The 22,312-nt window shown below is 74.6% G+C and carries 21 protein-coding genes and 1 tRNA gene; 7 read left to right on the top strand and 15 right to left on the bottom strand.

Annotation, left to right across the window (positions count from 1 at the left end; genetic code table 11):
- Positions 1-81 precede the first annotated feature (81 nt).
- Positions 82-1,173 (top strand): hypothetical protein, encoded by a 1,092-nt coding sequence (locus ACIA8Q_RS19300; RefSeq protein ID WP_360208567.1) that lies wholly within the window; start codon positions 82-84, stop codon positions 1,171-1,173.
- Positions 1,174-1,370: 197 nt separating this feature from the next.
- Here ACIA8Q_RS19300 and ACIA8Q_RS19295 read toward each other — a convergent pair whose 3' ends face one another.
- Positions 1,371-1,889, bottom strand: a complete 519-nt coding sequence (locus ACIA8Q_RS19295) for an SRPBCC family protein (RefSeq protein ID WP_360223438.1) — start codon at positions 1,887-1,889, stop codon at positions 1,371-1,373.
- 380 nt (positions 1,890-2,269) lie between these two features.
- On the opposite strand from ACIA8Q_RS19295, the gene ACIA8Q_RS19290 reads away from it, so the two are divergent.
- Positions 2,270-3,226 (top strand): PAC2 family protein, encoded by a 957-nt coding sequence (locus ACIA8Q_RS19290; RefSeq protein ID WP_360223435.1) that lies wholly within the window; start codon positions 2,270-2,272, stop codon positions 3,224-3,226.
- 79 nt (positions 3,227-3,305) lie between these two features.
- On the opposite strand, the gene mshC is transcribed toward ACIA8Q_RS19290, so the two are convergent.
- The 6 genes from mshC to ACIA8Q_RS19260 form a co-directional block, all read right to left on the bottom strand.
- Positions 3,306-4,535 carry a cysteine--1-D-myo-inosityl 2-amino-2-deoxy-alpha-D-glucopyranoside ligase gene (mshC, locus tag ACIA8Q_RS19285; RefSeq protein WP_360223225.1) on the bottom strand — a complete coding sequence of 410 codons (1,230 nt, stop codon included), beginning with the start codon at positions 4,533-4,535 and terminating at the stop codon, positions 3,306-3,308.
- Positions 4,536-4,742: 207 nt separating this feature from the next.
- Complete coding sequence (locus tag ACIA8Q_RS19280; protein WP_387907792.1) at positions 4,743-5,648, bottom strand: carbohydrate-binding protein; 906 nt, start codon at positions 5,646-5,648, stop codon at positions 4,743-4,745.
- A 65-nt stretch (positions 5,649-5,713) separates the two neighbouring features.
- The gene (locus tag ACIA8Q_RS19275; RefSeq protein WP_360223231.1) at positions 5,714-6,643 is read right to left on the bottom strand and encodes an AraC family transcriptional regulator; all 930 of its coding nucleotides are present in this window, start codon (positions 6,641-6,643) and stop codon (positions 5,714-5,716) included.
- A gap of 76 nt (positions 6,644-6,719) precedes the next feature.
- Entirely contained in the window at positions 6,720-7,493 is a 774-nt protein-coding gene (locus tag ACIA8Q_RS19270; protein WP_387907808.1) for an SCO1664 family protein, read from the bottom strand.
- A 68-nt stretch (positions 7,494-7,561) separates the two neighbouring features.
- Positions 7,562-8,131 (bottom strand): DUF3090 domain-containing protein, encoded by a 570-nt coding sequence (locus ACIA8Q_RS19265; protein WP_360223234.1) that lies wholly within the window; start codon positions 8,129-8,131, stop codon positions 7,562-7,564.
- A 259-nt stretch (positions 8,132-8,390) separates the two neighbouring features.
- On the bottom strand, positions 8,391-9,083 hold the full coding sequence (locus ACIA8Q_RS19260; RefSeq protein ID WP_360223237.1) for an MSMEG_4193 family putative phosphomutase: 693 nt from the start codon (positions 9,081-9,083) through the stop codon (positions 8,391-8,393).
- Positions 9,084-9,211: 128 nt separating this feature from the next.
- Between ACIA8Q_RS19260 and ACIA8Q_RS19255 the strand changes: the two genes are divergently transcribed.
- Positions 9,212-10,204, top strand: a complete 993-nt coding sequence (locus tag ACIA8Q_RS19255; protein WP_360223240.1) for a magnesium and cobalt transport protein CorA — start codon at positions 9,212-9,214, stop codon at positions 10,202-10,204.
- Positions 10,205-10,320: 116 nt separating this feature from the next.
- Here the strand turns inward: ACIA8Q_RS19255 and ACIA8Q_RS19250 are convergent, their stop codons facing one another.
- Complete coding sequence (locus ACIA8Q_RS19250) at positions 10,321-11,367, bottom strand: LLM class F420-dependent oxidoreductase (RefSeq protein ID WP_360222987.1); 1,047 nt, start codon at positions 11,365-11,367, stop codon at positions 10,321-10,323.
- Positions 11,368-11,628: 261 nt separating this feature from the next.
- Between ACIA8Q_RS19250 and ACIA8Q_RS19245 the strand changes: the two genes are divergently transcribed.
- Positions 11,629-12,609 (top strand): aldo/keto reductase, encoded by a 981-nt coding sequence (locus tag ACIA8Q_RS19245; RefSeq protein ID WP_360222990.1) that lies wholly within the window; start codon positions 11,629-11,631, stop codon positions 12,607-12,609.
- Positions 12,610-12,655: 46 nt separating this feature from the next.
- Positions 12,656-14,827 carry a helix-hairpin-helix domain-containing protein gene (locus tag ACIA8Q_RS19240; protein WP_360222993.1) on the top strand — a complete coding sequence of 724 codons (2,172 nt, stop codon included), beginning with the start codon at positions 12,656-12,658 and terminating at the stop codon, positions 14,825-14,827.
- A 120-nt stretch (positions 14,828-14,947) separates the two neighbouring features.
- Here the strand turns inward: ACIA8Q_RS19240 and ACIA8Q_RS19235 are convergent, their stop codons facing one another.
- Positions 14,948-15,553, bottom strand: a complete 606-nt coding sequence (locus ACIA8Q_RS19235; protein ID WP_360222996.1) for a hypothetical protein — start codon at positions 15,551-15,553, stop codon at positions 14,948-14,950.
- Positions 15,554-15,884: 331 nt separating this feature from the next.
- On the opposite strand from ACIA8Q_RS19235, the gene ACIA8Q_RS19230 reads away from it, so the two are divergent.
- Complete coding sequence (locus tag ACIA8Q_RS19230; RefSeq protein WP_280681853.1) at positions 15,885-16,094, top strand: DUF5703 family protein; 210 nt, start codon at positions 15,885-15,887, stop codon at positions 16,092-16,094.
- Between the two features lie 137 nt (positions 16,095-16,231).
- Here the strand turns inward: ACIA8Q_RS19230 and ACIA8Q_RS19225 are convergent, their stop codons facing one another.
- The 3 genes from ACIA8Q_RS19225 to ACIA8Q_RS19215 all read right to left on the bottom strand — a co-directional run bounded on the left by ACIA8Q_RS19225 (position 16,232) and on the right by ACIA8Q_RS19215 (position 19,275).
- Positions 16,232-17,056: a chaplin gene (locus ACIA8Q_RS19225; protein WP_360222999.1), complete on the bottom strand. Its 825-nt coding sequence runs from the start codon at positions 17,054-17,056 to the stop codon at positions 16,232-16,234.
- Between the two features lie 377 nt (positions 17,057-17,433).
- Positions 17,434-17,676, bottom strand: coding sequence for a chaplin (locus ACIA8Q_RS19220; RefSeq protein ID WP_387907810.1), 243 nt, complete (start codon positions 17,674-17,676; stop codon positions 17,434-17,436).
- Positions 17,677-17,943: 267 nt separating this feature from the next.
- Positions 17,944-19,275 (bottom strand): M20/M25/M40 family metallo-hydrolase, encoded by a 1,332-nt coding sequence (locus tag ACIA8Q_RS19215; RefSeq protein WP_360223005.1) that lies wholly within the window; start codon positions 19,273-19,275, stop codon positions 17,944-17,946.
- Positions 19,276-19,565: 290 nt separating this feature from the next.
- On the opposite strand from ACIA8Q_RS19215, the gene ACIA8Q_RS19210 reads away from it, so the two are divergent.
- Positions 19,566-19,650 (top strand) — tRNA-Leu (locus tag ACIA8Q_RS19210).
- A 340-nt stretch (positions 19,651-19,990) separates the two neighbouring features.
- Here the strand turns inward: ACIA8Q_RS19210 and ACIA8Q_RS19205 are convergent.
- From ACIA8Q_RS19205 to ACIA8Q_RS19195, 3 genes are all read right to left on the bottom strand, one after another.
- Positions 19,991-20,698 (bottom strand): YukJ family protein, encoded by a 708-nt coding sequence (locus tag ACIA8Q_RS19205; RefSeq protein WP_360223008.1) that lies wholly within the window; start codon positions 20,696-20,698, stop codon positions 19,991-19,993.
- Between the two features lie 204 nt (positions 20,699-20,902).
- The gene (locus ACIA8Q_RS19200) at positions 20,903-21,610 is read right to left on the bottom strand and encodes a TetR family transcriptional regulator (protein ID WP_360223011.1); all 708 of its coding nucleotides are present in this window, start codon (positions 21,608-21,610) and stop codon (positions 20,903-20,905) included.
- Between the two features lie 132 nt (positions 21,611-21,742).
- Positions 21,743-22,312 (bottom strand): acyl-CoA dehydrogenase family protein (locus tag ACIA8Q_RS19195; RefSeq protein ID WP_396317482.1); only part of this gene is annotated, 570 nt, incomplete at its 5' end.

Raw genomic sequence — 22,312 nt, 5'->3', positions numbered from 1 at the left:
GGCCAGGGTATCCGCCTCTCGCCCCGGCCTGCGGTGGCATTCCGTATCCTGAGCGTTCGACCGCAAGGGGGGAGCAACCGCGTGGCCCGATTCCGGACCCGCGCGCGGCAGGTCGGCGGGGCCCTGGCGGCCCCCTGGCGAGCGCTGCGCGACCGCTGGCGAGCCTGGTCCCGGTGGCGCCGGGCCCTGCTGGTGCTGGCCCTGGCCGCGGCCGTACCGGTCGCCGCACTGGGCTCGTTGTTCGTCGCGATCCGGTTGCACTACACGGGTGAACCGGCACCCGAAGCGCGCACCCGGGGGCGGGACGCCGTCTGGCTCGGGCACGCCTGGGTGGACGGCCGCAAGACCGACGCGGACGTCGCCGCACTGGTCCGGCGGCTGGCCGGCACCGGCGTGCACGACCTGTACGTCCACACCGGCCCGCTGGAGCACGACGGCTCGCTGCCGCCGTCCGCCCACCCCGCGGCCCGCTGGTTCACCGGGGCGGTGCACACCGCGCTGCCGGAGATCCGGCTGCAGGGCTGGCTGGGCGACGAGGTGAAGCCGGAGAAGGACGCCCTGGACCTGGACGACGCCCCCACCCGGGACCGCGTCACCGCGTCCGCCCGGCAGGTGCTAGACCTCGGCTTCGACGGCGTGCACTTCGACATGGAACCGATCCGGCCCGGTACGGCCGGCTGGCTGACGCTGCTCGACCAGGTCCACCCGGTGACGGCCGCCCGCGGCGCCCGGCTGTCCGTGGCCGCGCCGCAGATCGACCCGGTGCCGGGGCTGCACACCGCGGGCATCCTGCTCAGCGGCCACGGCAAGTGGTGGGACCGCGCGTACTTCGCCGAGACGGCCCGCCGGGTCGACCAGATCGCCGTGATGACGTACGACTCCTCGATGCCGACCGAGCCGCTGTTCGGGGGCTACGCCGCGCTGCAGACCGAGCTGGCGCTGGAGGCCACCCCGCCGGACGTCGACCTGCTGATGGGCCTGCCGTTCTTCTGGGACGACAAGTGGGGCCACTGGGGTGACGCCGAGACCGTCTCCGCCGCCGTCCGCGGGGTGCGGCTGGGGCTGAGCCGCGAGGACCCGGAGCGGCGGAACTTCGGCGTCGCGCTGTACGTGGACTTCGCCGCCACCCCCGAGCACTGGGCCGCCTACCGGCGCGGGTGGGTCGAGGTCTGAGCCGCGGCCGGCGGTGCCGGGCCCCGAGCACGGCCTAGGGCGTGTCTTTCGGATCACGTCGGATCAGCGGGCGTCGTTGGGGTGCGTGCATCGGCGGCGCCGAGGAGGGAGTCCATGCGGAGCATCGGCGACTGACGAGAAGCCGGCGAGGTGCGTGCCCCGGCGGCGACCGCCTGGCGTGATCCGAAAGACACGCCCTAGCCGGCCAGGCGGTGGGCGAGGGCGCCCAGGTAGCGGTGGACGGTGGCGTCCTCGCCGGTCAGGTAGTGCGAGACCGCCCGGTACACGGGCCGGCGGACCTCGCCGCGCTCGGTGACGGTCAGCGAGCAGCCCCGGCCGGCCGGGGTCAGCTCGTACGTCCAGGTCCCGCCGTAGGGCAGGTCGGGGTCGGCGATGCCGGTCACCAGGCGGTGCGGGGCCTCGCTCGCCACCACCTCGTACGTGGTGTGCCCGTGCCGGTCGTACTCGCGCCAGCGGGCCCGGCCGCCGGCCGCGGCGGGCAGCCGTTCCACGTGGGTGAGGCCGGGACGCCAGGCCGGGTAGAGGTCGATGTCGGTGAGCACCTGCCACACCGCGCCGGGCGGCTGGGCCAGCTCCAGCCCGCCCTCGGTGACGTGCTCCACCGGCAGTCGCCGGCCGGCCCGGTCCGCCGCCAGCACCGCGGCCGCGACGGCCGCCACCGCGCCGCCCGCACCGATCCACAGCCATCGGTTCATCGGTCCGGCCCCTTCCGCCCGCGCCGCCCGCCCCCCGTCCGCCAGCCCCCGTCCGTCCATCATCCCGCCACCGGGCCCGCGGGGCGCGCCGTCGCGCCGGGTGGCCGCCCGGCGACCGTCCGCGCCCGCCCCGGAGTGCTGACGGGCCGTCAGTGGAGGCGGTCCGGATATCCGCTGGATCGCGGCGGTCCGCTCCCCCAGACTGTCCCGGTGCCCGGCCGCGGTGCGCATCAAAGCCCGTAGGCTGGGCAGGTAGGGACCATGGAGCGAGGCGTTCCATGGGTGACGAGAGGTTCGACAGTCGGCAGCCGACCCGTCGGCGCCCCGGCAGGCCAGCCGAGGCGGCGCCGGTCCGACCGCCGACCGGAGGGAGACGCTGGGTGATCGAGCTGGAAGATGTTCCCGAGTTGATCGACCCGGTGATGGTCTGCGCCTTCGAGGGCTGGAACGACGCGGGCGACGCCGCCTCCGCGGCTCTGGCCCATCTCGACGAGACCTGGGGCGGCAAGGTGTTCGCCGCCCTGGACGCGGAGGACTACTACGACTTCCAGGTCAACCGGCCCACGGTCTGGCTGGACGGCGGGGTGCGCCGGATCACCTGGCCCACCACCCGGCTCTCGGTCGTCCGGGTCACCGAGCCGACCACCCGGGACGTCGTCCTGGTCCGCGGCATCGAGCCGAGCATGCGCTGGCGCTCGTTCTGCAACGAGCTGCTCGGCTTCGCGCACGAGCTGGGCGTCGAGCTGGTGGTGATCCTGGGCGCCCTGCTCGGCGACACCCCGCACAGCCGCCCGGTACCGGTCAGCGGGGTCACCTCCGACCCGGAGCTGGCCCGCCGGCTGGACCTGGAGGAGAGCCGCTACGAGGGCCCGACCGGGATCGTCGGGGTGCTGCAGGAGGCCTGCACGCACGCCGGGGTGCCGGCCGTGACGCTCTGGGCGGCGGTGCCGCACTACGTCGCGCAGCCGCCGAACCCCAAGGCGACGCTGGCGCTGATCAACAAGCTGGAGGACCTGCTGGACCTGCGCATCCCGCCGGGCGAGCTCGGCGAGGACGCCCGCGCCTGGCAGCTGGGCGTGGACCAGCTGGCCGCCGAGGACAGCGAGGTGGCCGAGTACGTCCAGCAGCTGGAGGAGGCGCAGGACACCGCGGAGCTGCCGGAGGCGTCCGGCGACGCGATCGCCCGCGAGTTCGAGCGTTACCTGCGGCGCCGGGAGAACGTCGGCCCGACCGGCGAGAAGCCGGTGGCCGGGCACGCCACGGCGGAGCGGCCGGCCGCCGAGCCGGAGGCGCCGGGCCCGGCCCGGGAGAGCCAGGACGGCGCCGAGGAGGAGTAGGCCCTCCCCCGCCCGCACACGCCGAAGGGGCGTCAGGACACCTGGTCCTGACGCCCCTTCGGCGTGTGCGCCGGAGCGGCTAGAGCGCGACGCCGAGCAGCGCGTCCACCGCCCGGGAGACCAGACCGGGCGCGCCGGTGTCCGTCCCGCCGTCGGCCTCCTGCGCGGCGGCCCAGCGGTCGACGGCCGCCAGGGCGGCGGGCGCGTCCAGGTCGTCGGCGAGCGCCGTGCGCACCTCGGCGAGCAGCTGCTCGGCCGCCGGGCCGTCCGGCCGGGAGACGGCGGCCCGCCAGCGGCCGAGGCGCTCGACGGCCTCGTCCAGGGTGGCCTTGGTCCACTCCCAGTCCTCGCGGTAGTGGTGCGAGAGCAGGGCCAGGCGGATCGCCGCCGGGTCGACGCCCTCGCGGCGCAGGGCCGAGACGAAGACCAGGTTGCCGCGGGACTTGGACATCTTGTGGCCGTCGAGGGCGACCATCCCGGCGTGCACGTACGCCTTGGCGTACGGGTGGGCGCCGGTGGCGACGTGGGCGTGCGAGGCGCCCATCTCGTGGTGCGGGAAGGAGAGGTCGCTGCCGCCGCCCTGGATGTCGAAGGACATGCCGAGGTACTGCAGCGCGATGGCGACGCACTCGATGTGCCAGCCGGGCCGGCCGTGGCCGAGCTCGGTGTCCCACGCGGGCTCGCCCGGGCGGGCGGCGAGCCAGAGCAGGGCGTCCAGCGGGTTGCGCTTGCCGGGGCGGTCCGGGTCGCCGCCGCGCTCGGCGAAGACCGGGCGCATGGCGTCCCGGTCGAGGCCGGAGACCTCGCCGAAGTGCGGGTCGGCGTCGACGGAGAAGTAGATGTCGCCGTCCACGCGGTAGGCGGCGCCGTCGGCGAGCAGCTTCTGGACCAGCGGGACGATCCACGGGATCGACTCGACGGCGCCGATGTAGTGGGCCGGCGGCAGCAGGCGCAGGGCGGTCATGTCCTCGCGGAACAGGGCCGTCTCGCGCTCGGCCAGTGCGGTCCAGTCCTGCCCGGTGGCGACGGCGCGCTCCAGCAGCGGGTCGTCCACGTCGGTGACGTTCTGGACGTAGAGGACGTCGTGACCGGCGTCCTTCCACACGCGCTGCGCCAGGTCGAAGGCGTTGTAGGTGGCGGCGTGGCCCATGTGGGTCGCGTCGTAGGGGGTGATGCCGCAGACGTAGATCCGGGCGGTGCCGTCCTGCGGCACGACCTCGCGGACCTTGCCCGCTGCGGTGTCGAAGATACGGAGGGGGAGCCCCTGACCAGGCAGGGCGGGAACCTCGGAGGCGGGCCAGGCATGCATGGGATCGACTTTAACCTTGCGAACATTTGAAAGCCTAACCAGTACGCAAGATCGACTGGATTCGCTTCCTTTCGTTGCCTGACCGCCTCGCGACTGGTACGGGACCGGTCCTGACGGTTTCCGGGCGGTTTCCGGGCGCGGGTGAGCGCCCGGCCGGCCCTGCCGCCGACCGGGCGCCCGGCACCCCGGGGGACGCGGCCGGAGCCGCTACGACCGCTGCCAGAGGGCCGGCACGTTCGGCGGCTCCCAGCCGGCCATGGCGGTGTGCGCCTGGAGGCAGACGTAGGAGACGCCGGAGTAGGTGACGCGGTCGCCCGCCCGGTACGCCGTCCCGGCCCGCCAGCTGCCGCTCGGCGGCGTGGTCGGCGTTCCGGTGGGCGTGCCGGTGGGCGTCGCCGTCGGGGTCGGGCTCGGCGTGCCCGGGGTCTGCGGCACGTCGAGGACGAAGTCGTAGCTGCCCTCGCGGACCGGACCGTTCTGACGGACGTTCATCAGCAGCCGGGCGTCGTAGATGGTGTCCGTGCTGTTGCGCGGCTCGCCCGGGAAGTACAGCTGGGTGGTGAGCACCGGGCGGCCGGGTGCCTGGAGCTTGACGTGGATGTGCCGGGTGCGGCCCGGGTAGAGGCCCGGCACGATCGTCTCCAGCTTGAAGGCGCCGTTGGCGTCGCTGAACTGGTGGCCGCGGAAGGTGTAGCCGGAGTTGTCGTAGGCGCCGTTGTCGTCCGCCTGCCAGAAGTCCAGCAGCACGCCGGGGACGGGGCGGCAGGCGCGGCCGAAGACGTAGCCGCTGACGGTCAGGCGGGTGCCGGGCCCGTCGTTGACCATGGAGCTGCGCAGCGGGGAGTTGGGCTTGAAGTAGGGCCCCTCGGTCTGCTCGACGGTGGGGGCGTCGCCGTCGTGGCACTCGGGGGTGAGGCCGGGGGCCCGGCCGGTGCCGGCCTGCTCGCGGGCCAGTGCGACGCCGCCGCCGACGAGCAGCGGGGCGGCCCCGAGCGCGGCGGCGGCCTTCAGTACGGTCTTGCGGCTGATCATGCCGTCGGGGCTGGGCATGCGCCCTCTCCTTCGGGTGGGGGAACGGGAGGTGGGGGGCGGCCCTTGCCATGGTGGGGGCATGACAAGGGCCTGACCGGCAGCCCGTCCGCGCGCGCCGGACCGGCCACCGGTGGCCACGGGAAAAACTACGGGCCGTCCGGCGACGCCGCGATGGACGAGATCCGGGGATCGTGGTGATTTCCGTCGACCCGGGCCCGGAACTCCCCCGGCGTCATCCCGGTCTCCCGCCGGAAGAAGCGGCAGAAGTACGCCGGGTCCGCGAAGCCGGCCTCCTTGGCCACCTGCCGGATGGTCAGGTCCGTGCAGGCCAGCAGCCGCTTGGCCTCCAGGGTCTGCTGGCGCCGGATCAGCCCGCCCGGGGTGCGGCCGGTGGCCTGCTTGACCAGGGTCTGCAGGTGGCCGGGCGAGACGCCGAGCTCCTGGGCGATCGAGGCGACCGAGTGCCGCACCCCGCCCGGCCCGGCGATCAACCGGGTGAACGCGGTGGCCAGTTCGGCCGGCCGGCCGGGCGGGGACGGCCGGTCGCCCGGCTCGGCGGCCCGCAGTGCCCGGACGATCAGGATGTGCAGGCTGGCCCGCAGCACGCCCGGGTAGCCCGGCGGCCTGGACCGGTACTCCTGCTCCATGTCGGCGAGCAACGCGCCGATCGGACCGGCCTGTTCACCGAGCCCGATCGCCGGGCGGGCGGCCAGCGCGCGCAGCCCGGCGAGGTCCTGCGCGTTGCCCAGCAGGAAGTCCTCGTTGAACAGGACGACCCGGCCGGTGAGTTCGTCCGCGTCCGCCCAGTAGTGCACCTGGCCGGGCGTGATCACGCACAACTGCGGCGGCGCCAGCGACCGGTGGACCAGGTCCAGGACGTGGGCGCCGCGGCCGCCGGTGACGTGCACGATCTCGTGGAAGGAGTGCCGGTGCGGGAAGCCCGCCCGGGAGAGCGGGCCGATCGTGTCGAAACTGCCGATGGCGAACGGGAGCAGGTGCGGCAGCGGGACCTGTAAGCGGTGCAGCGGCAGGTCCGGCGTGGCACGGGGAGTGGGGGTGGTCCGTCGCGCGTCCATCGGAGCAGTGTGCGGCCGGTTCGCGGACAGGTCCAGACCATCCGCCGGGCGGCCGCTCCGCGGGGCCGGCAGACCCCTACACGGGCGGCCAGGGGATGGCCGGCCAGTCCTCCGAGGGCAGCGGATGGCGGCCGGAGCGGCGCAATCCGGCCACCCTGGCGCGGGTCGCCTCCAGTTCGGCCCCGGTCAGGTGCGGGGCCAGGCGCTCGCCCAGCTCGCCGTCCAGCCCCTCGGCCAGGGCGGCCAGCACCTCCAGCGCCTCGGCGGGCAGCCGGTCGCCCGCCCAGCCCCAGAGCAGGGTGCGCAGCTTGCCCTCGGTGTTGAAGGTGACGCCGTGGTCGATGCCGTAGACCCGGCCGTCGGCCGCCGGGATCAGGTGGCCGCCCTTGCGGTCGGCGTTGTTGAGCACCGCGTCCAGCACGGCCAGCCGGCGCAGCCGCCGGTCGTCGTGGTGCACCAGCAGCGCGGTGCGGCCCCCGCCGACCTCGGCCTGCACGATCGGCAGCCAGCCCTCCTCCGGCCCGCGCGGGTCCTGCAGGGCCAGCAGCGGCTCGGCCTGCGGATCCGGCTCGACCCACAGCTGCACCATGCCGGGCCCGTGCGGCCCGTCGCGCAGGACGGTCGGCGGGACCAGCGCCCAGCCGGTCGCCGCGGACACCTCGTAGGCGGCGACCTCGCGGCCGGCCAGCGTGCCGTCCGGGAAGTCCCAGAGCGGGCGCTCGCCGGCCACCGGCTTGTAGACCGCCTGGGCGCTCAGCGCGCCGAGCGCGACGGTGCAGTACAGGGCGGCGTTGGAGGCCTCGGTGAGCCGCCCGTGCACCGTCAGCCCGCCCTCGCGCAGCAGCTCCAGGGCGGTGGGCACGTCGGCGGCGAGGGCGGCGGCGGCCGCCGGGTCGGCCTGCGGCGGGGTCTCGGTGTTCAGCGCCGGTAGCCGTTCGCGCGCGGGCACAGGTGGCCCTCCGGGTCGAGCGGCAGGTTGCAGAACGGGCAGGGCTTGCGCCCGGCCGCGACCAGGTCCAGCGCCCGCTTGGCGAACACCCGGGCCATCGCGCCGGTCAGCCGGACCCGCAGCATGTCCGGGCCGTTGTCGTCGTCCTCGAAGACCGCCTCGGCGCCGTCCTCGTCCTCCTCCTCGTCGATCAGCGCCTGCGCCTCGACGACCAGGCAGCCGTCCGCGCTGTCCCAGGCCAGGGCCATCGTGCCGACCCGGAACTCCTGCTCCAGCGGGAGGTCCAGCGGGGCGGTGTCGAGCAGGTCCTGCGGGGCGGTCGCCGGGATGGCGACGTCCCCGCCGCTGCGCCGCAGGGCCTCGTCCAGGACCTCCTCGATCCGCTCGGCGAGCGCCGCCACCTGGGTCTTCTCCAGCAGCACGCTGGTGATCCGGCCCCGGGCGCTGGCCTGCAGGTAGAACGCCCTGGCGCCGGGCTGGCCGACGGTGCCGGCCACGAACCGTTCGGGCTGGTCGTAGAAGTAGACCTGACGGGTCACGCTCTCGCTCCGGATCGTGTCGGTCGTGGGGATCACAGGGATCGTCGGGAGGTCACCGGGACCGGTGGGAGGTCACGGGGCGGGCAGCCGTTCGGCGGCCCTGCCGGGGACCCGCCTCGCGGTGGGGCCCGTAAGTCACCCTACGACCTCCGGGGCCCGGCGGGGGAGCCGAGCCGGGCCGGGGCGCCCTGCGGGAGCAGCGCCGGTCGGACCGCACGCGGGACGGCACCCGCCGCCCCCGGCGGTGTCGTTGACGGCGTCAGGCGGTGCCGCCGACCACCGCGTCCCCGGCCGGGGCGGCCGGCCCGGGGCCGTGCTTCGGCGCGAGGGAGGCGAGGTCGCCGGTGTCGCCCATCCTCAGCACGAAGGGCCGGTGCGCGGTGTAGCGGATCGCGGTGACGGAGCAGGGCTCGACGCTGATCCGCTGGAAGTGGTCCAGGTGCAGACCGAGCGCGTCGGCCACCACCGCCTTGATGACGTCCCCGTGCGAGCAGGCCAGCCAGACGGCGTCCTCGCCGTGCTCGGCGGCGATCTTCCCGTTCCACTCCCGGACGGCGCTCACCGTGCGGTGGCTCAGCTCGCGCAGCGACTCCCCGCCGGGGAAGGCCGCGGCGGCCGCGTGGTCCTGCACGGTGCGCCAGAGCGGCTCCTCGGCCAGCTCGGACAGCGGCCGGCCGGTCCACTCGCCGTAGTGGCACTCGCCCAGGCGCTCGTCCTCGGTGGGCGGGCCCAGTTCGGGCCGGGCCGCCAGCAGCGGCTCCAGGGTCTGCCGGCAGCGCTCCAGCGGGCTGCTCACGGCCTGCACGAGCGGGACGCCGGCGAGCCGGCCGGCCAGCGCGGCGGCCTGCGCGCGCCCGGTGTCGTCGAGCTCCACCCCCGGAGTCCAACCGGCCAGGATTCCGGCGGTGTTCGCGGTCGAGCGGCCGTGGCGGACGAGCAGCAGGGTGGGCATGGGCCTTAGCCTACGGCCTCCGGGCCCGGGCGTGGCCGGTGGGACCGGGCCCGTTCCGCCCCGGCCGGGTGCGCCCGGTGGGCCCGATCCGGTCCTGGTCCGTGCCCTCCGGCCGTCCCCGCGTCACAATGGCCCGCATGATCGTCCATTGCGCCAGTTACCACGACGGCCGCCGGATCGAGGGCCCCGACGACCTCGCGGGTGCGCTCGCCGCCGCACGGGCGGCCGGTCCTGGCGGTTTCGTCTGGATAGGCCTGTTCGAGCCCACCGCCGAGGAACTCGACCACGTCGGGAAGGAGTTCGCGCTGCACCCGCTGGCCGTCGAGGACGCGGTCAGCGCCCACCAGCGGCCCAAGGTCGAGGCCTACCAGGGCTCCCTGTTCGTCACCCTCAAGACGCTCGGCTACCACCCCGGCGCGCACGCGGTGACCAGCGGCGAGGTGATGGTCTTCCTCGGCACGGACTTCGTGATGACCGTCCGGCACGGCGAGGACACCCCGCTGTCCGGCCTGCGGGCGCGGCTGGAGCGGGAGCCCGACCTGCTGCGGCTGGGGCCGAGCACCGTGCTGCACTCGGTCTGCGACACCGTGGTGGACGACTACGTGGACGTCGCCGGCGCGCTGCAGGGCGACCTGGACGAGCTGGAGGCGGACATCTTCTCCCCCGGCCGGACCGGCCGGGACACCGCCGGCCGGATCTACGGGTACAAGCGGCAGGTGATGACCGTCCGCCGCGCCACCGGGCCGCTGCTGGAACCGACCCTGCGACTGGCCCGCGGCGGCGAGCCCCACGTCCACCCGGAGACGCTGCCCTACCTGCGGGACGTCGCCGACCACCTGGCCCGGGTGAACGACCAGGTGGACGGCATGGACCGGCTGCTGTCCGACATCCTCAACGCCAACCTGGCGCAGGTCAGCGTGCAACAGAACAACGACATGCGGAAGATCTCGGCCTGGGCGGCGCTGGCCGCCGTCCCGACGATGATCGCCGGCATCTACGGGATGAACTTCGACGACATGCCGGAGCTCCGCCAGCCCTGGGGCTACCCGGCGGTGCTGGCCCTGATGGTGGTCGTCTGCGTGGTGCTGCACCGGGTGTTCAAGCGGCACGACTGGCTGTAGGCCCCGCCGGGGGCGCGCCCTCGGCCGGAGGCCCCGTCCGGGACCCGCCCTGCCGACCGCCCCCCGGGGGGGCGCGGCCCGGCGGCCGGCGGGCCGGCCGCCGGGCCGCGCACCGGTCACGCCAGGCCGGCGCGCTCCAGCGCCTCGACTCCGGTGCGCAGCGCCAGGATCCGCTCCTCCAGCGTGAACCCGGACGGTGCCAGGGTGAGCGTGGTGACGCCGGCGTCGGCGTAGACCCGCATCCGGTCGGCGATCCGGGCGGTGTCGCCGATCAGCGAGGTGGCGTCGATCAGGTCGTGCGGCACCGCGGCCGCGGCACCCGCGTAGTCCCTGGCCAGGTACTTCTCCTGGACCTCGTCGGCGGCCTGCTCGTAGCCCATCCGCCGGGCGAGCTGGTTGTAGAAGTTCTTCTCCTTGCTGCCCATGCCGCCGATGTACAGGGCGGCGTAGGAGCGCAGGGAGTCGACGCCGGCCTTGATGTCCTCGCCGACCGCGATGTTGACCGTCGGGCAGAGGTCGAAGCCGTCCAGGGTCAGCCCGGCCTTGGCGCGGCCGGCCCGCAGCGGGTCCAGCGAGAGCGCGGCGTGCTCGGGCGAGAAGAAGATGCCGAGCCAGCCGTCGGCCAGCTCGCCGGTCTGCTCCAGGTTCTTCGGGCCGATCGCGGCGATGTACAGCGGGATGTGCTCGCGCACCGGGTGCACGGTGAGCTTGATCGGCTTGCCGGGGCCGCCGGGCAGCGGCAGCGTCCAGTGCTCGCCCTCGTGGACCAGGCGCTCGCGGGACATCGCCTTGCGGATGATCTCCACGTACTCGCGGGTACGGGCCAGCGGCTTGTCGAACTTCACGCCGTACCAGCCCTCGGAGACCTGCGGGCCGGAGACGCCGAGACCGAGCCGGAACCGGCCGCCGGACAGGGTGTCCAGGGTCGCGGCGGTCATCGCGGTCATCGCGGGGGTGCGGGCCGGGATCTGGAAGATGGCCGAGCCGACGTCGATCCGCTCGGTCTTCGCGGCGACGAAGCTCAGCACGGTCGCGGCGTCCGAGCCGTACGCCTCGGCCGCCCAGCAGACCGAGTAGCCGAGCCGGTCCGCCTCCCGGGCCACCTCGACGTTGTCGGCGTCCATGCCGAGCCCCCAGTAGCCGAGGTTGATTCCGAGTCGCATGTGGCGGACCTTCCAGTCGGTAGGGGTTGGTGGCGAGGGTAACCGTGCACGCGCCGGTCATGCTACTGGCCGGTAGTGGTGGTCTGGGTCACACCGCGGGCCCTCCCCGCGAGCCCCGGCGGCGGTGATCGTTCTGCGGGTCTGCACCCCAGCCCGTGCACCGGCCGCTACGCTCAGCCGACGTGGGGACCGCTCTCCCCACCTGCGCGTTCACAGGGCTACCGGCGCTCCCGGTGCCACGGCCAGTGGAGGGCCCGTCCGATGGAACAGCGTCACCTCGGCCGTACCGGTCTGCGGGTCTCCCGGCTCGGCCTCGGCACCATGACCTGGGGCCGCGACACCGACGAGCACGAGGCCGCGGAACAGCTCAAGGAGTTCGTCGACGCCGGCGGCACCCTGCTCGACACCGCCGACGTGTACGCCGACGGCGGGGCCGAGTACCTGATCTCCCGGCTCACCGACAACCTCGTCCCCCGCTCCGACCTCGTCATCGCCACCAAGGCCGGCAGCGTCCCCGAGTCCGCCCGCCGCTTCGACGGCTCCCGCGGGCACCTGCTCGCCGCGCTGGACGCCTCGCTGCACCGGCTCGGCACCGACTACGTCGACCTCTGGCAGGTGCACTCCTTCGACCCCTCGACCCCCACCGAGGAGACGCTCGGCGCCCTCGACATCGCTGTCACCTCGGGACGCGCCCGGTACGTCGGCGTCTGCGACTTCAGCGGCTGGCAGCTCGCCAAGGCCGCCACCTGGCAGCACGCCCGGCACGGCCGGACCCCGCTGGCCGGGGCGCAGCTGGAGTACTCGCTGCTGCAGCGCGGCATCGAGCGCGAGGCGCTGCCCGCCGCGCTGGACGCCGGGGTCGGGCTGCTCGCCGCCTCTCCCCTCGGGCGCGGGGTGCTCACCGGCAAGTACCGGCACGGCGTGCCGCAGGACTCCCGCGGCGCCTCGCCCTACCTGTCCGGATTCGTCCAGCCCTACCTCGGCGAGCGCTCGCGGCGGATCGTCGACGCCGTCGCCACCGCCGCGGACGGGCTCGCCAGCAGCCCGCTCGCGGTCGCCCTCGCCTGGGTCCGGGACCGTCCCGGGGTGGCCAGCGCGCTGATCGGGGCCCGGACCGTGGCACAGCTGCAGGCGGCGCTGTCGGTGGAGGCCCTTACGCTTCCGGGTGAGATCCGTGGTGCGCTGGACGACATCTCGTCACCGGTGCACCGCTACCCGGACCAGGGGTGGAGCGAGCTCTAGCCCTCGTCGAGCAGAACACGCAGTGGAGTGACCTTTGGAGCGGACGATGAGTGACACGGAGAACGGCGCTCCGGAGGAGACCACGGGACGATCGGGCGACGCGGGCGGCCCGGCAGGCCCGACGGCCGCGGAGGGCCCGGACCGGGCCGCCGCGATCGCCGAGCTGGCCCAGCGCATCCGCAGCGTCGGGCCGCAGGCCACCGCGCCCGGGGGCGAGGACGCCCCGCCCGCCGCCGCACCGTCGCCGGCCCCCGCGGGGCCGTCCGCACAGCCCGACCGGCAGCGCGCGCAGGCCCTGCGGGACACCGCCGGGGTGCTGGCCGCCGGCGGCGCCCCGACGGACCTCGCGGCCGCCGCCGTGGCCGAGTTCGGCGACGGCGCCGCCGAACAGCTGCGCAGCGACCCGTGGTCGGTACTGGCCCTGCCCGGCGTCCGCCCCGAGCACGCGGACGGCTTCGCCCGCGGCCTGCTCGGCCCGGCCGCCGGCCCCGGGGACCCTCGCCGCGCCCAGGCGCTGGTGCCCTGGCTGCTGGAGCAGTCCGCGCTGCGCGGCCACTCCGCGGTGGAGATCGCCGAGGTCGCGGCCGGGCTCGAGCGCCACCGGCTGCCCGACTCGGCCGAGGCGATCCAGGCCGCCGTGCTGGACGGGCGCGCGATGGCGTTCCAGGAGGAGCTGACCGGCCCCGGGGCGCACGCGGCGGGCGGCGACGAGGACGAGGAGCCGCCGACCCGGACGCTGCTCGCCCTGGAGCGGCTGGCGCTGGCCGAGGAGAGCCTCGCGGACGGGCTGGTCCGGCTGATGTCCACCTTCGTGCCGGGCGAGGACGCGGAGCCCGGCGCCGAGGACGACGCAGGCCCGGCCGACGCGGACGGGGCCGCCGGGGCGGCCGACGCCGAGGGCCCGGAAGGGGGCACGGGCCCAGAGGGCTCCGAGGGCTCCGAGGACTCCGAGGGCACCGAGACCTCCGCGGGCACCACCGAGGAGGGCACCGCGGGGCCGGCCGTCACCCCCGCCGCCCCCGGCCCGGCCGCGTGGGCCGCCGCCGCCGAGGCCGCGCCCTCCTCCTCCGCGACCGCACTGATCCGGGCCGTCGCCGACAGCGCGCTGGTGCTGCACACCGGCGGCGAGGCCGCCCGGGCCGAACCCGCCGCCCTGCTGGCCGCCGCCCGCGGGCTCGGCCTGCGGGTCTGGGCCGCCACCTGGACCGACCAGGGCCGGGACTCCCTCGCCGCGCTCGCCGACGGGAGCACCGAACCGCCCGCACCCGTGGTCACCCTCGGCGAGCTGCTCTCCGGCACCGCCGGCCCCGGCCGCTCCCCGGACGGCACGCTCGCCCTGGACGTCCTGGTCGTCCTCGACGCCCCGCTGCTGGACGTCGAACTGGCCGCCACCGTCCTGGAGTCGCTCGCCGACGGCACCCGACTGGTGCTCAGCGGCGACCCGGGCCAGCTGTGGTCCGCCGGCCCCGGCCGGTTCTTCGCGGACCTGCTGGCCGCCAAGGCCTGCCCGGCGGTCGCCTCCCGCACCCCGGACTTCGGCCCGATCGGCGAACTGGTCTCCGGCGTCGGCATCGGCGAGCTCCAGCCGGTCGAGGCGCCGGACAAGGAGGTGGTCATCCTGACCGCCAAGGACGGCGGCGAGGCCGTCCACCGCGCCGTCCAGCTGCTCACCGACTCCATCCCGCGCGCCCTCGGCATCCCCGCCGAACAGGTCGTGCTGCTCACCCCCGGCCACGGCGGGCCGGCCGGCACCCGGGCGCTGAACGCCGCCGCCAAGGCCCGGCTCAACCCGGGCCCCGGCCGGTTCGGCGGCTTCGACCCGGGCGACCGCGTGGTCGACTCGCCCGCCCCCGGCCTCAGCCGCCCGGCCCGGGTGCTGGACGGCGACGCCACCGGCCTGCACCTGGAGTACGCGGACGGCTCGCACCGGACGGTGCCGCCCGCCGAGGCCAGCCGGCTGCGGCACGGCTGGGCGCTGACCGTCCACCAGGCGCTCGGCCGCCGCTGGCCGGGAGCGGTCGTGGTGATCCCGGAGGACGCCGCGCCGGTGCTGACCCGGCAGTGGGTCTACACCGCCTTCGGCCGCGGCGAGCGGCACCTGTCCGTGGTGCACGCCGCGGGCCCGGCGCTCGTGCAGGCCGTCGCCGAGCGCCCGGCGCAGCCGCGCACCACCCGGCTGCGGGCGATCCTCGCCGAGAACGCGGCCGCGGAGTACTGAGCGGCCCGGGGGCACCGGGGGTGGGCGCAGCGGAGTGCGGGGCGCCCCGCCCCCGGTGCCCCCGGAACGCGCGGCGGGCGGGTCCACGCACCGTGGGCCCGCCCGCCGTTGTCCGGCCGCTCAGTCGTCGAGGTCCTCGTCGTCGTAGACCTCGCTCACGTCGAACCGGCAGATCAGCAGCTGCGGGTCGGCGTGCTCGAAGGGCTCCGGCAGCCACTCCCCCGGTTCGGTCGGCTCCGCGGCCGCGACCCAGAGCGTCGAGTCCGCCTCCTCCAGCCCGAACTCCTCGCTGCGGGCGGCGATCTCGTCCGGCTCGTACTCGCCGAACAGCACGCCGATCGCGGCGTTCATCCCGCCGCTGCCGCCGCCGCCCGGGGTCAGCGACTCGTCGAGCCGCTCGGCCTGGGCGCGCAGCCGCTTGGGGTCGGCGATGTGGTAGTCGCGGCGGATCAGCACGCTGATCGCTTCGGGCTGTTCGGGGCCGTGGTAGCCGCCCGGGCCCTCGTCCCCGGGGATCTCGAAGGGGGTGACCTCGTCGTAGACCTCGTAGAGGAGTTGGTCGTAGGCGATGGCCGCCGTCGCGAGCTGCTCGTAGGCGGCGGACACAGCGGGATCATCCGCTGCGCTGGGGCTTGACACCGCTTCCAGATGACGGTCGATGGCGGCCTTGACCGCCTCGGCGGCGGCGCGTACCTCGGCAATGGTGGGCTGCGCGGCATCAGACATGGTGCAGACGCTATCTCCCCGCGGCGCCGGTACGCACAGCGGTTGTCACCTACACCCTCGATTTCACCGCAACTTCCCCCCTGATGTCCGATCCAGGTGGTTCTGTCCCCGCGCACCAGCGGCGCAGAGGGCGTGCGGCGGGGCCGGCGAGGCCGTTCGAGTGCCGCTTCACGCGCCGGGATCGGGGGTATCCCGTCCCCAGGAACAACGGAACTGATGCCCTGTCAGTCGAGCGGGGTCCGGCCCGGCCGGGAGGTCGGCCGGAAATACCCCGCCGGCTGTCCGGGGCAGGTCGTAGGCTTGCGTCCAGGTGATCCCCAGGAGGAGCGTCTTGACCCCACCGAAGCCGGTCCGGCAGCCGGAGTACGAGTACCAGTCGCTGCGCATGCCGCGCGGCACCACGCGCAACGCCGCGCGCCAGCTACTCACCGAGCACGCCGAGTACGGGCACTGGGAACTCGACCGGTTGCGGTTGTTCCCCGACGGCAGCCGGACGGTGCGGCTGCGGCGGCGGATCATCCGGCAGGTCCGGAGCTGGTGACGCCGTGACGTCCGCACGCTGAACGCCCGCCCGCCCGCGGCCCACCGGTGGTCCGGTGGCCGCGGGCGCGCGGTGTCCCGCGTGCGGGCCCGGCGGGTGCGGTCCGCCGGGCCCGGCGGGGCGGTCGAGCGGGTGGCTCAGCGGGCGCCGGCGCGGGCGCGGCGGTAGAGCACGCCGCCGCCGAGGAGCAGGGCGAGCCCGGCGGCACCGAGCAGTTCGACGTCACCGGCGCCGGTGGAGGCCAGCTGGCCTCCCGTGGCGGTGCCGGGGGCGGCGGCCGCCGGGGAGGCGGTGCGGTCCGCGGCCGGGACGGCCTGGCCGCTCGGGCCGGCGCCGTTGGCCACCGGCGCGGCGGCCGGGGTCGACGGGGTGACGGTGCCGCCGGAGGGGCCGCCGTTGCGCGAGCCGCCCGGGGTGGTCTCGCCACCGGTCTGCGGCGGAGTCGAGGGCGGGGTGCTCGGCGGGGTGGACGGGCCGTGCTCCTCGGGGCAGTCGTCGGTCGGCTTCGGCTTGGGCTTCGGTGCCGGGGAGTGCTGCGCGACCGACCCGCACTCGTTGCCGAAGGCGGGGTTGGCGGCGCCGACCACGTCGACGGAGTTGCCGCAGGCGTTGACCGGGACGTGCACGGGGGCCTGGATGCTGTTGCCGGAGGCCACACCGGGCGAGTGGGCGGCAGCCCCGGAGGCGGACGCACCCGAGGCGGAGGAGCCCCGGCCAGAGCCGGCGCCGCCGGGCTGGGCGGCGTCGTGGTGACCGCTGACGTTGGCGCAGCGGTTGCCGTAGGACGGGTTGAGCGCGCCGATCACGTCCACGGTGTTTCCGCAGGCGTTGATCGGCACCTCGACCGGCACCTGCACCGAGTTGCCGGAGGCGACGCCGGGAGAGCCGGCGGCACCCCCCTGGGCCTCGGCGCCCGCGTAGGCGTAGCCGGCGGTCGAGGCCAGGACACTGCCGGTGGCCACGGCCGTGAGGATCCCCTTCTTGGCTACATTCCTCATCTTTTCCCCTGACGTATCGAGCGTATCGAGAACGACGCGATGACCTTGGCGCAAACATCGTCGGAAAGTCGGAATTTCGGTATATCCGGCAAGGTCTTCGACTGCACAGGAGTTAACGAGAGGAGAACGGCGAGGTTGAGCCGAACGAACCATCTTCACCCGATCGAGCGATAGAACCCCATTCGGCGCCCAAACCCGGTTCACCCGGACGGGTTCGCCCGAACGGGCGGACCCGCACCCGCCCGGCCCCGGCGCGCGAACGGCCCCCGGGGGCGGCGCGTCCGCCGCCCCCGGGGGCCGGATGGGTCGTGCTCGACGAGCCTCGGCGGCTCGGAGCGCGACTAGAAGTTGGCGCAGTGGTTGCCGAACGCCGGGTTCAGCACGCCGATCACGCTGACGGTGTTGCCGCACAGGTTGACCGGGATGTGCACCGGGATCTGGATCTGGTTGCCGGCGACGACACCCGGGGAGCCGGCGGCCACACCCTCGGCGGCGGCACCGCCGTGAGCGGACGCGACACCGGCGGCGGCGATCACCAGGCCACCGGTGGCGGCGGCGACGGCGGCGATCTTCTTGACCTTCATCATTCCTCCTGTGTGGACAACGCAACCCGTTCGGCGGGCTGCACAGGGATGAACGACGGTGTGGCAAACGGGGTACGGAACAGATTTGCCATTCACTCGCAACGGTGAATGCTCGCACAGTCAATCGACCTGAATTCCCTTGCAGAATCGTTCCTGTCGATCTCCTGCGTCCATCCCACAATCATGAGCTCGGACAATGCGGACGGCCCGCCCCCGGCACCCCGGGAACGGGTCGTCCACCACCCCCGGCCGACCGGGGGCAGCCGCTCAGCAGGCGTCGAGGAACCGGTCCAGCACCCGGACGCCGAACTTCAGGCCGTCCACCGGCACCCGCTCGTCCACACCGTGGAACATCCCGGCGAAGTCCAGCTCCGGCGGCAGCTGCAGCGGCGCGAAACCGAAGCAGCGGATGCCGAGGTCCTGGAACGACTTGGCGTCCGTCCCGCCCGACAGGCAGTACGGCACCGCGCGGGCGATCGGGTCCTCGGCCCGCAGCGCCGTCTGCATCGCCTCCACCAGCGCGCCGTCGAAGCTCGTCTCGATCGCCCGGTCCGAGTGCAGGCTCTCCCGCTTCACCCGCGGGCCCAGCACGCTGTCCAGCTCGGCCAGGAACTCCTCCTCGTAGCCGGGCAGGAAGCGGCCGTCCACGTGCGCGGTGGCCTGGCCGGGGATCACGTTCACCTTGTACCCGGCGCCGAGCATGGTCGGCTGGGCGGTGTTGCGCAGCGTGGTGCCGATCATCTTGGCGATGCCGCCGAGCACCCGCAGCGTCTCGTCCATGTTCTCCGGGTCCAGCTCGACCCCGAGCGCGTCCGACAGCTCGTCCAGGAAGGCCCGCACGGTCTTGGTGATCCGCAGCGGGAACTTGTGCCGCCCGAGCCGGGCGACCGCCTCGCACAGCTCGGTGATCGCGTTGTCGTCGTTCTCCATCGAACCGTGCCCGGCCCGGCCCTCGACCGTCAGGCGCATCCAGTGCATGCCCTTCTCGGCCGTCTCCACCAGGTAGAGCCGCACCTGGTCGTTGACCGTGAAGGAGAAGCCGCCGACCTCGCCGATGCCCTCGGTCACGCCCTCGAACAGCTCCGGGTGCTTGTCCACCAGGAACCGCGCGCCGTAGGTGCCACCGGCCTCCTCGTCCGCGACGAAGGCCAGCACCAGGTCCCGCGGGGGCTTGCGCCCGGTGCGCAGCCGGTCGCGGACCACCGCGAGGGTCATCGCGTCCATGTCCTTCATGTCCACCGCGCCGCGGCCCCAGACGCAGCCGTCCGCGATCTCCCCGCCGAACGGGTCGTACGTCCAGTCCGCGGCGTTGGCCGGCACCACGTCGGTGTGGCCGTGGATCAGCAGACCCGGGCGGGAGCGGTCCTCGCCCTCGATCCGCACCACCGTCGAGGCCCGCCCCTTGGCCGACTCGAAGATCTGCGGCTCCAGCCCGAACTCGGCGAGCTGCTCGGCCACGTACTCGGCCGCCTTCCGCTCGCCCGGGCCGGAGCCGTCCCCGTAGTTGCTGGTGTCGATCCGGATCAGATCGCGACAGATCCCGGCGACCTCCGACTCAGCCGTCACCTTCGGCGCCGCCGACTCGCTCCGCTCGCTCACGGTCACTCCTCGTCTCTGGCCCGCACCGGCACACCAGCGCGCCACCCCGGGACCTGCACCCGGGACGTACGAGCACGTCCGCCCATCCTCTCCCAGCCCCCCAGCCGGATCCACCCCCCGCACGGCCCCGAAACCCCCTGGTCACGCCCCCGCCACAGGCACCCCCTTGCCCCCGCCACCAGCCCCGCTCCGCCGCCCGGGGCCGTTTTGGGAGCTCAAGCCGATCTTTGCTACAGTTACATCTGTCAGCGCGACGGACGAGAGATCGGAAGGCGCGAGGGCGACACCCGGTCCGGGTGGCGGAATGGCAGACGCGCTAGCTTGAGGTGCTAGTGCCCTTTATCGGGCGTGGGGGTTCAAGTCCCCCCTCGGACACCGAAGATGCGGGTCAGGAGAAATCCTGGCCCGCATTTCGCGTTGGTGCGGCGGATCAGCGGGCCGGGGTGGCGGCCAGGGCGCCGGGGGCGCGCCGCGTGGCCGCCCGGGACGAGGTTCCCGGCCGCGAAGACGCCCGTCATCACGGCGACGACGGCGAACCGGCCGCGCACCGGGCCGCGGGCGGTTGCCCCGGGGGCGGCCCTGTCCGAGGCCGGGCGGCTCGTCCGGCCCGGGTCCACCGCCGGTCCGGGGTCCGATGCGGGGTCCGGTCCGGGGGAACGCGGCGTCCGCGGTGCGGCCCGCCGCCCCGGCGCCCCCGCGGTCCGCCGGACGCGCGCTACGGCCGGCCGCTGGTCTGGCGGTGGCTGCCGGGGTGCGGGACGGATGCCGGGACGGTGTGCCCGGTGTGGTCGTCGGTGTGCCAGGACTGGGACTGGAAGGCGAGGAAGACGGCGCACCACCGCCGCTCGGCGGGCAGGTGGATGAGCAGGGCGCCGTCCTGGTAGACGCCGTCGTCGGCCTTGAAGCGGCCGGCGTTGCCCTGGTTCATGTGCACGTCGTGCACGCCGTTGCCGGGCAGGAAGCCGAACACCTTGTCCGGGACCGCGGGTTCGGGGCCGAAGCGCTGCCCGAAGACGTAGAGCGCGGCCGCCGGGTCGGCGATCGCGCGCTGGACCTGGCGGTCGAGCAGGTCGGCGAGGTCGTTGTCGGGGCCGGGGAGGTCGGGCGGCAGGACGCGCATCGTCGCGGGGTCGAAGAGGCGGCTGCGGACGTAGTCCAGGCTCGCCGTGCCGGGGCGGGACGGGAGCGGGTTCCAGCCGCTGCCGGCCGGCGGGAGGAGGGCGGTGACGGGGTGCCGGAAGTCCTCGAAGACCAGGTAGCGCAGGTCGGCGGGGGCCTGCTGGGAGAGGACGTTGACGGCGGCGCGGTAGTCGGTGCCGTGCTGGTCGCGCAGGTGGATCTGGTAGTGCGGGGTGTCGGTGGCGCCCTCGCGGCGCCGGTCGACGGCGGTGGCGGCGAGCACGCCGTAGGCACGGATCGGCATGGGTGGCGGTCCTCGGTTCGCGGGCTCGGGTTCTCGGCCCCGGCGGGCGTCCGGCCCTCCGGTCCTCGCACCCGTTATCGCGCACCGCGGGCTCCGGGTTCCGCCGAATCGACAGCTGTTCATCTGCCGTCCCCCGAACGGGGTTTCCCGTCACGGGACCTTGACGAGGACCGGCGCCCGGGCGACCCCCGGAGCGCCCCGCGCTCAGACCCGGCGGACGTCGCCGAGCGCGCTCTCGATGCCCTGGACCATCCGCCACAGCGGCGCCCGGCGGCTGGCGACCAGCACCACCACGTCGTCCGCCGCGGAACCGTCGGAACCGTCGCGGGCGGCGCCGTCCGGGCCGGCCTCCGCGGGCCGGTCGTTCCAGGTGCCGGTGACGAAGGCCATCGCCGCGTCCACCTCGCCCACCCAGTCGCTCTCCCCGCCCGAGCGCAGCCAGGTGCGCAGGGCGTGGTTGTGCGCGGCGACCACGGCGGCGGCGATCACGTCGGCGCGCAGCGGCCCGTCCGGCCGGTCGGCGAAGCGGTCCCTCAGGTAGGCCGCGAGGGTGTGCTCGTAGCGCCAGACCACCGACAGCTCGTACGCCCGCAGGCCGGGCACCTTGCGGGTGAGGCGGTAGCGCTGGACGGAGAAGGAGGGCTGCTCGGCGTACATCCGCAGGACGAGGCGGGCGGCGTCGCAGGCGTGCTTGACCGGGTCCTCCTCGCCGGAGCCGGACTCCAGGAACTCCGTCATCTCGGCGAGGCTGCGCTCGTGGTCCGGGAAGACCACGTCCTCCTTGGCCGGGAAGTAGCGGAAGAAGGAGCGGCGGCCGACCCCGGCGAGCGAGACGATGTCGTCCACGGTGGTCTGCTCGAAGCCGCGTTCCAGGAAGAGCTCGAAGGCCGCGGCGACGAGTGCCTCGCGCATCGCCGGCTTGGCGGGCCCGTCGTTCATGGGCAGGTCCTGTTCTTCCTTCTCGCTCATGCCCGGAACATAGCATCGGCCCCGAACGGCCGGCCGGAGCCCGACCGGCCGTCCGGGACGCCTCGGAGGGGTGCGTTACGGCAGGTTGCGGGCCATGACGATGCGCTGGACCTGGTTGGTGCCCTCGTAGATCTGCGTGATCTTCGCGTCCCGCATCATCCGCTCCACCGGATAGTCCCGGGTGTACCCGTACCCACCCAGCAACTGCACCGCGTCCGTGGTGATCTCCATCGCCGCGTCCGACGCGTAACACTTCGCCGCCGCCCCGAAGAACGTCAGGTCCCCGTCCCCGCGCTGCGACTTCGCCGCCGCCGCGTACGTCAACTGCCGCGCCGCCTCCAGCTTCATCGCCATGTCCGCCAGCATGAACTGCACACCCTGGAACTCCGCGATCGCCTTCCCGAACTGCCGGCGCTCCTTCACGTACCCCTTCGCGTAGTCCAACGCCCCCTGCGCGATCCCGACCGCCTGCGCCGCGATCGTCACCCGCGTGTGGTCCAGCGTCCGCATCGCCGTCGCGAACCCCGTCCCCTCCGCACCGATCATCCGATCCGCCGGAATCCGCACGTTGTCGAAGTACACCTCACGCGTCGGCGACCCCTTGATCCCCAACTTCTTCTCCGGAGCACCGAACGACACCCCCTC

This window comes from Kitasatospora sp. NPDC051705 (genome assembly GCF_044453265.1).
Lineage (GTDB): Bacteria > Actinomycetota > Actinomycetes > Streptomycetales > Streptomycetaceae > Kitasatospora.
Note: the sequence above shows the minus strand (reverse complement) of the source record. Positions and strands in the feature narration are given on the sequence as shown.

Bases quoted from the DNA above. Each gene is read 5' to 3' on its own strand.
- ACIA8Q_RS19295 (WP_360223438.1), bottom strand. From the start codon at position 1,889: ATGAACCGATGGCTGTGGATCGGTGCGGGCGGCGCGGTGGCGGCCGTC.
- mshC (WP_360223225.1), bottom strand. From the start codon at position 4,535: ATGCATGCCTGGCCCGCCTCCGAGGTTCCCGCCCTGCCTGGTCAGGGG.
- ACIA8Q_RS19280 (WP_387907792.1), bottom strand. From the start codon at position 5,648: ATGCCCCCACCATGGCAAGGGCCGCCCCCCACCTCCCGTTCCCCCACC.
- ACIA8Q_RS19275 (WP_360223231.1), bottom strand. From the start codon at position 6,643: ATGGACGCGCGACGGACCACCCCCACTCCCCGTGCCACGCCGGACCTG.
- ACIA8Q_RS19260 (WP_360223237.1), bottom strand. From the start codon at position 9,083: ATGCCCACCCTGCTGCTCGTCCGCCACGGCCGCTCGACCGCGAACACC.
- ACIA8Q_RS19255 (WP_360223240.1), top strand. From the start codon at position 9,212: ATGGCCCGCATGATCGTCCATTGCGCCAGTTACCACGACGGCCGCCGG.
- ACIA8Q_RS19250 (WP_360222987.1), bottom strand. From the start codon at position 11,367: ATGCGACTCGGAATCAACCTCGGCTACTGGGGGCTCGGCATGGACGCC.
- ACIA8Q_RS19245 (WP_360222990.1), top strand. From the start codon at position 11,629: ATGGAACAGCGTCACCTCGGCCGTACCGGTCTGCGGGTCTCCCGGCTC.
- ACIA8Q_RS19240 (WP_360222993.1), top strand. From the start codon at position 12,656: ATGAGTGACACGGAGAACGGCGCTCCGGAGGAGACCACGGGACGATCG.
- ACIA8Q_RS19235 (WP_360222996.1), bottom strand. From the start codon at position 15,553: ATGTCTGATGCCGCGCAGCCCACCATTGCCGAGGTACGCGCCGCCGCC.
- ACIA8Q_RS19220 (WP_387907810.1), bottom strand. From the start codon at position 17,676: ATGAAGGTCAAGAAGATCGCCGCCGTCGCCGCCGCCACCGGTGGCCTG.
- ACIA8Q_RS19205 (WP_360223008.1), bottom strand. From the start codon at position 20,698: ATGCCGATCCGTGCCTACGGCGTGCTCGCCGCCACCGCCGTCGACCGG.
- ACIA8Q_RS19200 (WP_360223011.1), bottom strand. From the start codon at position 21,610: ATGCGCGAGGCACTCGTCGCCGCGGCCTTCGAGCTCTTCCTGGAACGC.